The organism is Pollutimonas subterranea (assembly GCF_002849655.1).
In the GTDB taxonomy this organism is placed as follows: Bacteria; Pseudomonadota; Gammaproteobacteria; order Burkholderiales; family Burkholderiaceae_B; genus Pollutimonas; species Pollutimonas subterranea.
In genome coordinates this window covers 1-14,281 of sequence record NZ_PDNW01000004.1, presented here as the reverse complement: position 1 = coordinate 14,281, position 14,281 = coordinate 1, and the positions used below count along the sequence as shown (strand labels likewise).

The 14,281-nt window shown below is 54.2% G+C and carries 10 protein-coding genes and 1 pseudogene; 6 read left to right on the top strand and 5 right to left on the bottom strand.

Annotation, left to right across the window (positions count from 1 at the left end; all coding sequences use genetic code 11):
• Window positions 1-2: 2 nt before the first annotated feature.
• From CR159_RS05905 to CR159_RS05885, 5 genes are all read left to right on the top strand, one after another.
• Complete coding sequence (locus CR159_RS05905) at window positions 3-899, top strand: branched-chain amino acid ABC transporter permease (protein ID WP_102073092.1); 897 nt, start codon at window positions 3-5, stop codon at window positions 897-899.
• Window positions 899-1,660: an ABC transporter ATP-binding protein gene (locus tag CR159_RS05900; protein WP_102073091.1), complete on the top strand. Its 762-nt coding sequence runs from the start codon at window positions 899-901 to the stop codon at window positions 1,658-1,660. Before CR159_RS05905 ends, CR159_RS05900 begins: the two co-directional genes overlap by 1 nt.
• Before the next feature lie 8 nt (window positions 1,661-1,668).
• The gene (locus CR159_RS05895) at window positions 1,669-2,415 is read left to right on the top strand and encodes an ABC transporter ATP-binding protein (protein WP_102073347.1); all 747 of its coding nucleotides are present in this window, start codon (window positions 1,669-1,671) and stop codon (window positions 2,413-2,415) included.
• Window positions 2,416-2,452: 37 nt separating this feature from the next.
• The gene (locus tag CR159_RS05890; protein ID WP_102073090.1) at window positions 2,453-3,808 is read left to right on the top strand and encodes an amidase; all 1,356 of its coding nucleotides are present in this window, start codon (window positions 2,453-2,455) and stop codon (window positions 3,806-3,808) included.
• Window positions 3,809-4,103: 295 nt separating this feature from the next.
• Window positions 4,104-4,517 carry a transposase gene (locus CR159_RS05885; protein ID WP_158238510.1) on the top strand — a complete coding sequence of 138 codons (414 nt, stop codon included), beginning with the start codon at window positions 4,104-4,106 and terminating at the stop codon, window positions 4,515-4,517.
• 380 nt (window positions 4,518-4,897) lie between these two features.
• Here the strand turns inward: CR159_RS05885 and CR159_RS05880 are convergent, their stop codons facing one another.
• Window positions 4,898-6,517: a Fic family protein gene (locus tag CR159_RS05880; RefSeq protein WP_102073088.1), complete on the bottom strand. Its 1,620-nt coding sequence runs from the start codon at window positions 6,515-6,517 to the stop codon at window positions 4,898-4,900.
• A 460-nt stretch (window positions 6,518-6,977) separates the two neighbouring features.
• Window positions 6,978-7,904: a LysR family transcriptional regulator gene (locus CR159_RS05870; protein ID WP_102073086.1), complete on the bottom strand. Its 927-nt coding sequence runs from the start codon at window positions 7,902-7,904 to the stop codon at window positions 6,978-6,980.
• 143 nt (window positions 7,905-8,047) lie between these two features.
• On the opposite strand from CR159_RS05870, the gene CR159_RS05865 reads away from it, so the two are divergent.
• Entirely contained in the window at window positions 8,048-8,467 is a 420-nt protein-coding gene (locus tag CR159_RS05865) for a RidA family protein (protein WP_102073085.1), read from the top strand.
• 476 nt (window positions 8,468-8,943) lie between these two features.
• On the opposite strand, the pseudogene CR159_RS05860 reads toward CR159_RS05865, so the two are convergent.
• The 3 genes and pseudogenes from CR159_RS05860 to CR159_RS05850 form a co-directional block, all read right to left on the bottom strand.
• Window positions 8,944-10,235: pseudogene (locus CR159_RS05860) on the bottom strand (IS256 family transposase).
• Window positions 10,236-10,602: 367 nt separating this feature from the next.
• Window positions 10,603-12,369, bottom strand: coding sequence for a hypothetical protein (locus tag CR159_RS05855; RefSeq protein WP_102073084.1), 1,767 nt, complete (start codon window positions 12,367-12,369; stop codon window positions 10,603-10,605).
• An 83-nt stretch (window positions 12,370-12,452) separates the two neighbouring features.
• Entirely contained in the window at window positions 12,453-14,141 is a 1,689-nt protein-coding gene (locus tag CR159_RS05850) for a hypothetical protein (protein ID WP_233208192.1), read from the bottom strand.
• Window positions 14,142-14,281: the final 140 nt, after the last annotated feature.

Here is a 14,281-nt window from a genome sequence, read left to right as displayed (position 1 = left end):
TCATGGAAGCATATCTGGTGGCTATTTCCATCGGCATATTGATTTATATGCTGATGGCACTTGGACTCTCGCTACACTTCGGCTTTACCGGGCTGGTCAACTTTGGGCATGTGGGATTTTTTGCGATCGGCTCATACACCTCTGCCTTGTTGTCGCTCCAGGGCGTTCCCATCATAGTTTCCATGGCTATTGCGACGGCAGTGACGGCTCTGGCAGCCTGGCCCTTGGGGATCGTCGCCTTGCGTCTAGGAAGCGATTATCTTGCCATCGTGACCCTTGGTTTTTCAGAGTCAGTCCGAATGATGCTGCAGACGGAAGAATGGCTGACCCGAGGAATGCATGGCCTGCCCGGCATTCCGAGGCTTTTCGATGGTTTGGTGCCTGGCAACGAGATCGATTTCTGGATCATGATTGCGCTGTTGATAACGAACCTCGTCATGTTCTGGTTGATCAGCCGGGTGGTCCGAAGCCCGTTTGGTCGTGTGATTGAGGCAATCAGGGATAACGAGGTTGCGGTAAGAGCTTTAGGCAAGGATCCCGCGCAGTTCAAAACTCGCTCGCTGATGTTAGGCGCCGCGCTGGCCGGCTTGGCTGGTGCCTTCCAGGCGCATTACCTGACGTTTCTGAGCCCAGAACAGTTTGTTCCCCTCATCACGTTCTACATCTGGATCGCCGTTTTCGTGGGCGGGGTGAGTCGACTCAGTGGTGTCGTGATTGGTACGGTCGTCCTTGTCGGCTTCCTTGAAGGCTCCCGGTTTGTTCGAGACGTTTTTGGCGGGATATCCGAGGTTCAGATGGCGAGCGTCCGAATTTGGGTGATTGGTATGGCGTTGATATTGATCGTCCTTTACCGGCCTCAGGGAATTTTCGGGCCTAAAACAACTAAGGGGAAACCGTAATGGCCCTGCTCAGTGTTAAGAATGTGGGTGCCAGCTTTGGAGGATTCATCGCGTTGGACGATGTCAGCCTGCAGTTGCACGAAGGGGAACTTCTCGGGCTTATCGGAACCAATGGAGCAGGAAAGAGCACGCTTTTCTCTGTCATAACCGGCTATATACCCAAGCGTTCCGGTTCTATCGAATTCGCAGGCGAAGGTATCGACAATTTGGCGGTACATGCGCGCGTTTGGCGCGGGCTGGCGCGGACATTCCAGGTTCCTCGCGAGTTCAGTCAATTGTCGGTGTTCGACAATATGATGGCGGCCGCTCCCGGCCTTCGCGGGGAGGGTCTGCTGTCGTTGTTTTTGTCTCCACGACAAGTCGCTCGCGAAGAACAGCAGGCGGCGGAGCGGGTAAACGACCTACTGACCTTCCTCAATCTTGCCAAGGTTGCGCGAGAACCCGCGGGCAAGCTGTCAGGGGGGCAGAAAAAGCTGCTTGAACTGGGCCGCCTGCTAATGCTCGAGCCTCGATGCATTATGTTGGACGAACCGTTCGCTGGTGTGAACCCGGTCCTCATAGAAGAGCTTTCATTAAGAATTCAGGAATTGAACGGCCGTGGAATGACGGTTTTGATTATCGAACACAACCTCGAGGAGCTCTCGCGCATTGTGCCGCGTATGTACGTGATGGACAGTGGCAAGGTGATTGCAGAAGGCACACCAGATAACGTTCTTTCACAGGATCTCGTTCGCGAGGCTTATATGGGTGGGGTAATATGACTAGCCACATGGGTTCATCCCTAGGGCATGGCGAGCGGGATGCCGTCCTCCGCATAGAAGGCCTGGCCGCAGGCTATAGCGAGGTGGATATCGTTTGCGACGTCTCTATGCACGTCTGCGATCGCGAAATTGTGACCATTGCGGGCACCAACGGGGCAGGAAAATCTACGCTTATCAAAGCCCTCATGGGTCTATTGCCGCGGGTACGCGGCAAGCTTGAATTCGGCGGAGTCAACCTGCTCACTTGCCCCACTGAAGAGCGGATTCGCGTTGGTATATCTTATGTGCCACAAGTGCAGAACGTGTTTGGCACGCTTACCGTGCAAGAGAACCTTCAAGTGGTGGAACACGTTGCAAATCCCCGCCAGCGAATTCAGGAAATGTATGAACTGTTCCCGGCACTCGCGGGGCGTCGTCGTACTCATGCCTGCAATCTGTCCGGTGGTGAGCGGCAACAGGTTGCTTTCGCTAGAGCGCTGATGCCTTCGCCCAGGCTGATGCTTCTGGATGAACCGTCAGCGGCCCTCTCGCCAGCATTAACGCAACAGGTATTCGCAGAAGTGCAGCGGCTTCCGACTATCGGTGTAGCGGTCCTCATGGTCGAACAACGTGCACGGCAGGCGCTAGCTTTCAGTGACCGCGGCTACATCCTGGATTCCGGTCGTATCGTTCTTTCCGACTCCGGTGCCAACCTTTTGGCGAACAAAGAGATGGCGGATATTTATATTGGGAAGGCTGGTCAGGCTAATGAATAGCGGGAAAGAAGTTATATCTACTCTAAGGAATGGCAACATGACGCAAGCGGTAAACGGTAACACCAAAGCTAAGCGCGGTCCTGTGCGCCCGGCGCCCACAGCCTTGGCAGCGATGACCATGGCGCAGGGGATCCGCGCGCTGGACCTCGGGAAAATTACCTCTGAATCGTGGGTGCTAGCCTGTCTCGAACGGATTGAACAGCGTAATGCCGAGGTTAAAGCCTGGGTTCATGTGTGCGCCCAAGAGGCGATCGAGCATGCTCGCCAAGTCGACAAACGAGGTCGGCGAAGCGTATTTGATGGTGTTCCATTAGGCATAAAGGACACTATCGATACCAGCGATATGCCGACCGAGCTTGGAGACCCGGACATTTTTCGGCAACGTCGGCCAAAGGTGGATGCGCCCGTTGTGGCTCGCGCCCGTTCCTTGGGCTTCACATTGATTGGCAAAAACACGGTATCCAGGCATGCCATCATGCTTCCCGGCCCGTGTCGCAATCCGCATGACACGTCACGTACACCGGCGGCCTCGTCTGCGGGATCTGCCGCGGCCGTGGCAGATTTCATGGTTCCGGTGTCCATCGGAACTCAAACTGCGGGTTCAATTTTGCGTCCTGCCACATTTTGTGGAGCGATCGGTTTTAAACCGACGCTGGATCTTATTCCATACGTTGGCATTCGCTCGTACTCGCGCCCACTTGACGTCGTTGGACCATTATGCCGTTCGGTCGAAGACGTTCAACTGTTCATGCAGGCGTTTGTGGGCGACCCTCGCTTTTCTCCATCAACTGGACAGAGCTCGCTTCGACGTCTGGGCGTTTGGCGCCCACGCGACTGGCCGTCTGCCGAGCCATGTGCTCAAGCTGTTTTTGAAGCTAGCCTGCAGAAGCTTGGTGTCTCCGGAATTGAGCTGGTCGATCTTGATATGCCGGATACCTATGAATCCATCGGCGATATTCAGGACGTGATCATGGCGTATGACCTTGCCCGTGAATATGCTGACATTAAAAAATACTATGCCGCTTTATGCGATCCTGAACTGATTTCCTACCTGGAGTTGGGTGAGACGTATTCTGACACCGACTATGCCGCCGCTTTGGATGCAGCTGACGTCTGTCGACGTCAGTTTTATGAAGTGGCGCAAGGTATCGACGCTGTAGTGATGCCTGCAACGCTAGGCGAGGCTCCAGACGCCAATACCACCGGCAGTTCTGTGTTCATCAGGCCATGGTCCTTGTTGCACAATCCTTCTATTTCTCTACCTGTCGGACGCAGCGAGAACGGATTGCCGCTTGGCATCCAGCTGGTCGGCTTCCTGAAGGAAGATCCGAACTTATTGCGGCATGCAGCCCAAATCGAGACGATATTAGGCAATCAGTCTCATAGCGTTTGAGGTTCTGATCGTTGACGCCGGGAATTGGCGAGAGCGTTGTAAATCCTGGAGCCCCGGTAATTGGCTTAACATAGCGCCGATTAGGCGTCTCGCCAGAAAGTAAGTTTTATCGCCTTGGGTTCATTGAATGGCAATATGCGCATTGTCGGCAATGGTTTTGAGCCTGTGTATTTCCTCGATAACCTTTTCCTGAAATTGGGCTGGCGTACTATATTCAGTCTTATATCCGGTCACCTTGAACTGTTCGCGCAGCGCCTTATCACCTATGCTTTGTTTGATCCCTGCTGTCAGCTTGTTGGGTACAGAAACTGGGAGGCCGGCAGGGGGCGACAATGGCGAACCAGGCGCTGTACGGCACCTCTGGGTAGTCAGCTTCCGTAGCCGTGGGAACGTCGGCCAGCAGGCCCTGTATTTCGCCAAACAGCAACTGAACGGCTTTCTGGTCATGGAGCACTTGAAGGCCAAGCGGGCCAAGCAGTTGCTGCCCAAGTTCCTGGCCTTGATCCGCCAGTTTGAACAAGGTCAGGCCAAGGCACTGGCGGCTACGTTAACATCGTGGCTGGAGCCCATCGTACGGATGTGGCGATTCGCCAAGTCCAATGGGATCACGGAAGGGTTCTACACCAAGGTGGAAATGCTCTCACGCCGAGCGTATGGCCTCAGGAATTTCGAGAATTACCGCATGCGGGTTCCCCCGATAATGGGGTAGAGCCTACCGAAACTGTACCTGACTCGCAATTTTGGAAAATCCCCATGTCTTGAGGGTAGAAGCTACAAAGCGCGCTAGAGCCTTATAAGCACTAGAGATTTTAAGCTGGTGCTGGGGCCGGAATCGAACCGGAACGCCTTGCGACGGGGGATTTTGAGTGGGCGTGCGAAGGTGTTTGTCTAGGGAAGTGGGGCGAAGGCGAGCGTAGCTTTGGTTAAGTAAAAGTAATTGCAGACCAGTAGGTTAGCGTAATTAATAAAACTGGCGAAAACTGATGTGTGTACCTGTACTGTACCGAAGTAGGGTGTGGCGGTACAGTTCGGTACAGCTGAGATTAGCGTTTGTAATGATCTACTATAAATTCCCTCATTGCTGTGCGTTCATGCTTCCCTCCCAGCGGGCCGTGAAGGATGGTAGCGGTCGAGAATATGGCTATCGGCGGGAGGGTCCTCTTGGAAAGCCAGGGATACGGTCTCGATGATCTCGGTCCATATGCCGGGCTCACTCAGTATTGGCATTTGCTTGGCCAGTGCATTGCTCAATTCACCGTTGTTTTGCTCAATGGATCTAAGAATACGGTCTGCCTGATGGTCAGGCATTTCGACAACCTCTTTGAGCGCCTGGCGAGCCCGCCCGTGGTTGCGCAGGTAGCGTGATTGCTCGCGCATCTGTTCTGTCAAAGTACGTGTGACGATGTTGGACAGGTAGACCACATGCGGACCCAAATCAAGATAGCGCCACACAGGGCGAACCTGTTCATTTCCGTTGAACTCGAAGTTGGAAACGACGCCATCCGGATAGGTGGTACACCTGGATGTGAACGTTATATGTTCACGCGCCTCCCGCATCAGGGGTTTGGATACCTCATCCAGCACGCGATCGTAATTGCGACGCTCTCCAGAATCGTCGGTGATGACTGCTGACACGGGGAGAATCACCGGCTCGGGAACCGCGCCATCGCGCCGCAATGTGTCGTTGATCAGAAAACGGTGCACACGACCATTGCCGTCAGCCAGCGGATGAATGTAGACGAAGCCGAAAGCGGCTACGGCACTGCGCATGACAGGAGACTGTCCTTGTGTGCGCTCAAGGAAAACGTGAAGGCCTTCCAGCATGGCCGCGACGTCATCTGCGGGTGGCGCCACATAATGTACAACATCCTGATAGCGTACAGTTTCTCCTATGAAGACGGGCGATTGGCGTAAGCCGAAATGGGTGAGCGTAGTGCGCTCGCCCAGTATCTCGCTTTGTAGTTGAGCAAGTGCGGTGCCGCTCAACGGGCTGTCGCCGTGGCCTGTTCTTCGGGCCATGACTTCGGCGAACCGGTCGATGCGGCTGGCGCGGTCTGCTTCACCCTCAATGGCAAAACTGGCCTTGCTTTCACGTAGCGTCATCCATACGGCGGCGCGTTGCAACAGGTCTTCGCCGAATTCGTCCGTCAGGTTCTGGAAGAGCTGCGGTACATCCAAGGCCATGGCCAGGATCGTTGCTTCAGTCTTGATGATGGTCGGACAAAAGTATCGTGTACCCGGCAAATTGTCGTTGATGCGCCAGCGCGGCACTTTCACCGCGCGATCTGCTGACGCCGCTACAAGTTTGGTGTTGTCGATGGCATCGACATAATTACCGCCGATGCGTTCCGGTACCTGTAAGGTATTTTCGGTCAACCACTCGTACAGAAAGGCAGCCCGGCGGGCATACTGCCCGGTCGGTTCGGCATCGACCAAGGCCTGAACAAAGGCGGGACCGGTCTTGGCGAACAGGCGAGACAGGAATTCGAGATGTGGCACTTCGTGGCGTAGGTGAAATTGAAGGTGTGCTGCGGGCTCACGTGAAGGGCGCATGGTCTCCGGGTAGGTTTCCAGTCTGTCGCCGTTACTGATCTGTGTGGCCCGTCGCCCGCCGATCTGGCTTTGTACTGGCATACGCCCGGTCGGGAGAAGCTGATACGCCTGGGCTAGCCACGCCGCGCCAATAGGGTCGTTGGGAAGGTCACTCATGGAATGTTCCTGATGCTGTTGCCGCAGGATGCGCAAAAATGATGAATTTATGCGCGCAGCACGTGAATTCGATTATGCCTGCATAAAATTAATTATAAAAGTGATTTTCGGTGAAAATTTGATTTTTCGATCTACTTGGCAGCAAGGCGGATTTTGCGTCTGGCTGTTGCACAAAATCGATTACGTATACTCAAAAACAATTAAAAAATAGTAATTCTGCGCAAATTCGATTGTTTTATGGGCTTATTACTGTTGCAATAAATTTTTGATTTCAGCCGTGACTCTAGCCGCGAGCAGCAGGCGAACCGTATCAGCGTCGGTTTTATCCATGTGGGTTCAGGCTTAATAATGTGCCGTCGGAGAGCTGGCTCATCCAACGCTCGTTGCTGCCCGTGCGCAGGGGATAGCGATTCAGGAGATCATCGACGTTCACCACCTCGGTTCAGCCCCGCACATGGCTTCAGGACCTCTGTGGACTCGTGACAGGCGCATATATCGTCAGCAACTCACTCACCCATTCGATAAACACGCGCAGCTTGGCGCTTACATGCTGATTTGGCGAAAACGCCACATATAGCGGCATTGGATCGAGCCGCCATGACTCAAACAGCGGCACCAGTTCAGCACTGGCCAGGTGTGGGGTGGCCATGTATTCAGGCAACCACAACACACCCAAACCCGCTACGCCTGCCGCAAGGTAGGCATTGCCGTCGTCCACGGAAAAAACATATCGGCCTTGTACATTGATACGCTCATGATCGTTATGCATGGCATAGGGAAGCACCTTGCCAGTGCGCGACCACCGGAAGCCAATGATGCGGTGATGCATATTTTCAAGCTCTCGCGGATCCAAAGGTACACCAAAGCGCTTTAGATAATCGGGTGCCGCATACGCAGCAAGCGGCAAAGATCCTACACGGCGAGCTTGAAGAGAAAGGTTGGCGAGTTCGCCGCCCCGTATGACGCAGTCCACCTTCTCGTCGATCAGATCGACCACGCGATCGCTGACACCCAGGTCAAGCTGAATGTCAGGATACCGAGCATAGAATGCAGGCAATGCCGGCACCAGGATTATTCGAGCCAATGGGCTCGGTACGTCCACACGTAGCCGTCCCCTTGGTAACGCCGAAGCACTGGACAGACTCGTCTCAGCATCGTCAATGTCGGCCAACAACCGTATCACACTCTCGTAGTAGGCCGCGCCATCGGCAGTCACGTTGACTTTGCGGGTGCTGCGGTTGAGGAGCCTGACGCGCAGTCGTGCCTCCAGTTGCTGCACGAGCTGGGTCACTGTGGTCCTGCTTAAATGGAGCGTCTCTGCTGCCTTGGTGAAGCTACCGGTTTCCACTACGCGAGCGAAAGCCTGCATTGCATCGATACGATCCATTTCTATTCCAGTTGCGTGTGAGTATTGTTTGGATTTTACAAACAGTCCTGGATGGACGTGCTTGTTTATCTACAGAGCCAACGTCTTTATAGTGATGTCATGATTAACACCGGATCCGCAGCGATTCGTTAATGGAGGTAATTATGCTAAGTCGTGATGTTGTCTTTCCAGCGGGACGCCGCGCTTTATATGAGCGAAATCGCTATTCGCCCGCTGTCCGATCCAATGGGTTTTTATTCGTTTCCGGACAAGTCGGCAGCCGCGAGGATGGTTCCCCGGAGCCTGATTTAGTGGCACAGGTCCGGCTCGCCTTTGACAATCTGAATGCGATCCTGGAAGCGGCAGGGAGCTCATTCGACAACGTGATTGACGTCACTGTATTCATGGTTGATCCGAAATCCACATTCGAGACAATCTGGACGGTCGTGCCGGAATACTGGGGGGATGCCCCTTACCCCACGTTGACCGCCGTTGGAGTAACGTGGCTTTATGGTTTCGACTTCGAAATCAAGGTGATTGCAAAGTCGCCGGAAGCCGCAAGCACTGATAACGGCAACCCTTAACCCGCAACAGGGCGTGGTAATCGCAGTAGCGTCGGAACTTCTAGGGGGACCGCAACAGGGCGACGCAAAGCAATCAAAGGCGGTGGATGACGACGCTAAATCGGGGCTAGCTTATTGAATCTTTGGTGGTGCCGGGGCCGGAATCGAACCGGCACGCCTCGCGGCGGGGGATTTTGAGTTGGCGTGCGAAGGTGCTTGTCTAGGGAAGTGGTGCGAAGGTGAGCGTAGGTTAGTGAAGGTGAAAGTAATTATAGATCAGTAGGTTAGCGTAATTTTGTGAAATTGGCGAAAACTGATGTGTGTACCTGTACTGTACTGAAAATATATGCTTCGGTACCGCTGGGTCAGAACGGCGGTTATCGGGCAGCCGCCGCTTTCGACCGAGGTTGTGTGAAAACGCTGAAATAAATGTAGCCTGGAAAAAGGGAGTGTCAGATTTTTTGTGTTTGGGCAGTTTTGATCCATCATTAATCCGCCTATTTATCGTACGACTGAGAGTCTAGCTGGCGATAGGCTTGCGTAAATCGTTCCTCGTATAGGATAGCAAACTGTTGCATGGCTGACTTCCAGTAATGGGTGGACGTGCCCCACTTAGCGCTGATATTTTGGAGGGCCAGCCACAGCAACTTTAAGGCCGCCTCATCGGTGGGGAACTGGCCCCGCGTCTTGAGGATTTTACGTAGCTGCGCGTTCACGCTCTCGATGGCGTTGGTCGTGTAAATGTTGCGCCGGATATCGGGCGGGAAGGCGAAGAAGGGAATCACGTGTTCCCAGGCTTTCTCCCAGGCCGTGACGATCATGGGGTACTTCTGGCCCCACGGGCCTTGCGCGAACGCTTGCAGGGCTTGCTCACCGGCTTGAGCGTTAACGGCGCCGTAGATTGGACGCAAGGCGCTACCCAGTTTCTTCTATCTTGCCAACTCGGGTAGCTCATGCTGTTGCGAATCAAGTGCACGATGCAGGTCTGGAGCGTGGTGGCCGGGAACACCGCTTCGAGCGCATCCGGCATGCCTTTTAGCCCGTCCGTGACCGCAATCAGAATGTCTTGAACGCCGCGCGTTTTAAGCTCATTAAGCACACGCATCCAGAACTTGGCCCCTTCCGTGTTCTCGATCCACAGCCCCAGAATCACACGGTTACCATCGGGCAGCACGCCTAAGGCCATGTACACCGCCTTGTTGCGCACGACCCCCTCATCGCGAGTCTTGACCCGCAGCGCATCGAAGAACACCACGGGATACATCGGTTCAAGCGCCCGGTTCTGCCAGGCGAGCACCTCATCCATGACCTCATCGGTCACCGAACTGATGAAGTCGGGCGAGACGTCCGTGCCGTACTGCTCGGCCAAAAACGCCCGGATCTCGCGCACACTCATGCCGCGGGCGTACATGGCGATGATCTTGTTATCAAACCCGGTGAAGCGCCGCTCGTGCTTGGGAATCAGGATCGGCGCAAAGCTGCCGTCACGGTCCCGAGGGATATCCAGCCGCACGGGACCCGCATCGGTGAGCACGGTCTTGGCGCTGCTGCCGTTACGCTGGTTGGTGCTCTGCTCGGGACGGAGTTCACCACTGCCATAGCCAAGGTGGTGGCCTAGCTCAGCGCCCAGCGCACGCTCAACGATCGCCTTCTTCAGCAACATGAACGTATCCTGCACCGCCTCGGGCGTCATCGGACCCGTCACCAGCTCGTCCAGCATCTGCTGGGCACTGGCGGGCAACTTGCCCTGAGGAATCCCGACCGGTTCTTTCTTCTGTTCTCGTGCCATGGTTCATCTCCTTGAAGATAATCATAGGCCCGAACACAAAATTCCGGACACTCTCTGGAAAAACCGACCCACCAGAACGCTCAGCATTCAATTTTCTCGTACTCGGGAATGGTGAGAGCACCCCTGGAAACGAGCCATGGCTGCGTTTTCACACAGCCTCGACCCAAAGCGGAAGTTCGCTCCACGAAATGCAATGACTGCTTTGCAGCCATTGCCGTCCTTCATCCTTCACTCCAACAGTCCACTGGCAGCTCTACGCTCAACAGCGGAAGTCCGTCCTGCCAAGGCACTAGTCAGGGCCGGATTTGGCCCCTTCAATCCATGCGTCCCTGCCCTGCAAGCCTTGACGCAGCTGTGGGTCTGGGTGCTATTCCTTGCTGCGGTCATTCCCTCCAAAGAGCAGTTTTCCGATCCACCAAACTGCGTGGCCGAAGTTGCCAATCAACTGCTCTCCCTGTCGCAGATACGATGAGGTGGTGTCGATTCCGGCGAGCTTGAGAGCATCTCCGATCTTTGAACTGGTCGGATGTGCGTCACCAAGACGCATGTCGTATGTGCCAGCGATGGCTCCAAATATTTCCCTCGCCCGCTCGTCTCCTGCCTTCTGAGCCAGAATGCTCTGAAGCAACTTGTTGGAGCCCAGCTTTTCCTTCTGAGGGTGATTCGAGAGTTTTCGAAGTGAACGTACGTCGAGTCGATCTGAGAAAACGCGAATAAGCTCCTTAGCGAGTCTCAAGAGAGATGCTTGATCTTTGCTCGCAAATCGAGAGACGTGCAGCATTGATGAGGCGTCGTCAATTTCATGCGTGAACAGGGATACATCGAACTTTTTACGAAATTCTTCTTCGAGCAACCGCATACACCCGAATAGCAACTCCTCCACGGCATGCGTGTCCGCCGGTTGGGCTCTTACCTGAGATGCCAAGAGTTCAGCGGAAACCTTGCCGTCAGGGGCGACGTTGTTCGCAGCCCAGAGGAACTGCTCCCAGGCTGGCAGCTTTGCAATGTCGTAGGCGTAGACGGTGATGAGCTCAGATGAGTTGATACCAAAATGCGTTGAATATCCTGAGCTGGAGTTGAGCGCCCCGGTTTCAGCGGTGTACCACCTCAGGGAGAAGCCCCTATGGGTCATAAGCTCATTGACCACGGATGAGCGGAACCAGAGCCATCTGCCGATGTCCTCATTATCCAACTCGGCAGAAGGTTTGCGTGTGCCGTCGGTGTCAACGATGAAAGAGGGTAGGTCGTGATCAACGTCACCGCGGACACGGGTGCTTTTTCCCAGATGGTCAACCCACTCGTCTCGCCAGAACTCCCCTTCAACGCGCACGCCAAGGTAACCACTTCGATAGCCTTTCGAACTCTCCGAGGCGGTGTTGTCATTGTTCTCTGAACCCATGACCGGTGCGTCTTCCTCTTCATCGACGTCGGTTCGCCACATTCGGAACGATGCCCAGCTTCCTCCAAAAACAGCATCCAAATCACGAATGTGGAGTTCATACCTTCCGCCGTCCCGCTGTTCGCGGAGCTCAGACAGTTGGGCATAGGGGCTATCCTTGAGGCTAGAGACGTTCTCGACGCGCTGGCGGTAATAGGACAGGCGAAGCGATAGGTTCCGGGCGGCGAGGTAGTCCATCAGAAACTCTCGCTTGATTTCGATTAAACAATGGTCGCCATCGCTGCGCACTGTCTCCCTTGCGACCACGACGAAGTCCTCTTCCGGCCTAACCCAGTTATGCCCTTCCTTGATCAGACGAAGTGCGACTACCAAGTCCGGATTCAAGATCCATTGTCGGCCACCGACGACTGGTTGCGGATGCTCGAAGACGAGGTTGACCCCAATTGGCTCCTTGTCGTTGTACTGGTATTCATCGATCGGGGAGTAGTGACCATCTGCGTAGGCATGAGGTGCCACGGTGTGGCCAATGCCAATATCGCTCCAGCTCAGACCTTCAGCGAGTTCACGATGCTGCTTCGGAAAAGCGACCGAGCCGCAAGCGAACAAGTCGCTGACATATCCGACGTCCTGCGAACTGAGCTGTTCTTCTTGCTGAGATGCGCGAAGAGGTATCCACGTTGCGCGTGCAAATGGGCGACGTATTTCCGATGTTTGAAGAATCCAAGATTCGTTCATAGGGCAGTTTGCTTTGTAATTATGAGAGATGCCTATCGTTGATAGGTCGATTTACCTGCGCTTCTCGGGATGTGATGTTGTCTTTAACCTCTTTCAAGAATGCGTCGCAAAGGAGTATTAATTGCCGCGAACGCGCCTATTACCCCATCCATAACGAAATCGAGTGCATGTCCGTATCCATGTTGCATGCTGGCAGTATCGAAGCCTAGATCCTGTAGCTTCTGGATGCTTTGACCAATCGTGTCATGAGCATCGGCAATCCGAAGGTCGTTGGCAACGAAGAGTGAGGCAATGTCCTTATTCCGCTCATCCCACCCTTCTGGCTCTTTGTCGCAGTTGAACGCGTCGGATGCCTCCTCCTGATCATCTAAGCGCTGAACCAAGTTTAGAAGTGACTCCAAGAGCTTTAGGCTTCCTAGATCAGCGATCCTCTTGCGAGGAACACCTGCTGCTTGCATCACTCGCTTAAGAACTCCATTGGGTAAGCACTGCCAGATTTCGTGGATTGATTTGCATCGGGCAAGAAATGCCTGCTGGCTCATGGAGAGCGGAGCTACCTGTGCAAGCTTCGCAAGCTGAGGATAGTGAAGCCAGCCATTGGCTTCAACGTCTGCACGCAGGAAACCGACGAGGTCCTGAGCGGATTTCTCAATGCCCAACACAGCAGCGAGTTGCGACAAGTTATCACCCAAGTCCAACAGCTGTCTCAGTAGCCGGTCTACCTTTGAGACAATGTGTTCCTCGTTGCGATCAAACTTAGCGACAACAGCAGGGTCAAGAGCATGGGTGTGAGCATGCAGAATTTCGCGATCCGGCTTGCCTTTGTACAGCTCGCGAAGTTGCACTTGGATCAAATTGCGGCCAACTCGCCTGCAATCCGTAAAAGACCACTGTCCCAGATAGGATGGACTGCAATGCCAAAAGTTGTGAACCTTAACGGGAATTGTGTTGTAGAAACCGTTCTGCTCGTAACGTTCCAGAAAGCGATCATCAAGATAGATGCTTGCTCCATTCATGTTGGCATTAGCCGTGGCGTGTGTGACGGCGCCTTGTATGCCTGGCCATACGAGGCCATCTGTTGTCTGGTCTGGGCACAGTGCACAAGAAACCACTTCAACAGCCGCCCATAACTGAAGAAGATAACCACCATTGCTTTCGCGGATATCGCCATCAAACCAATCTCCGGGGGTATCAAAGACGACTTGCTTTCGATTATTCATCCATGCACGCAGAGCCGGAGTGCTCTTGAGGGTGGCTTGGTAATAGAACTGACGAACACCGCGCCCTCCTCTTAACCAAAGATACTTGCGCAAATATTCATTCGACATGAACCAGCGCACATCTCTGGATGCTTGATAGTAAAACTGGCTTGAAACTTCGCCTTCGGCCACACCAAATTCAGGCAGGCCGAGATCGTCGTATACCAAGCGCTGCTGCTCATTTCCCAGACAACGTGGTGTCAGTCCCAACGCCATCCACACTTTCTCTGCGAGATGATAGGTGGAAAACGAACCGTCACCCCACGACGCCACAATGTAGTCGTATCCGCTCACGCTAGCGCTGAAAATCTTCTCGCCTCCTTTTTCCCTAATAACCGGTGTCGAGTAGGCTACTAACCCCTGATCGCTGTGGATAATGGGGGGATGTTGACCGTCGTCGGGTACGACGGCCATCAACATTTGAACAGTCTCGTTCTCTGGACCATAAGGATCACATTCCGTTGAGCAAGTGACTTCGACCTGAATCGCAGGGTCCATGCCTACTGGTGTCATGAGCGAACGTAAGTGAAGCGCCCCGGCTTTCGTGGAGGCCGGTTGGTTTAAGTCAGACCTCGACAGCGACCTTTTCAGTCAGTTGCCGATAATAATTTTCTTCAGCTTCTGCCGGTGGAATATACCCGATAGGAGCCAAC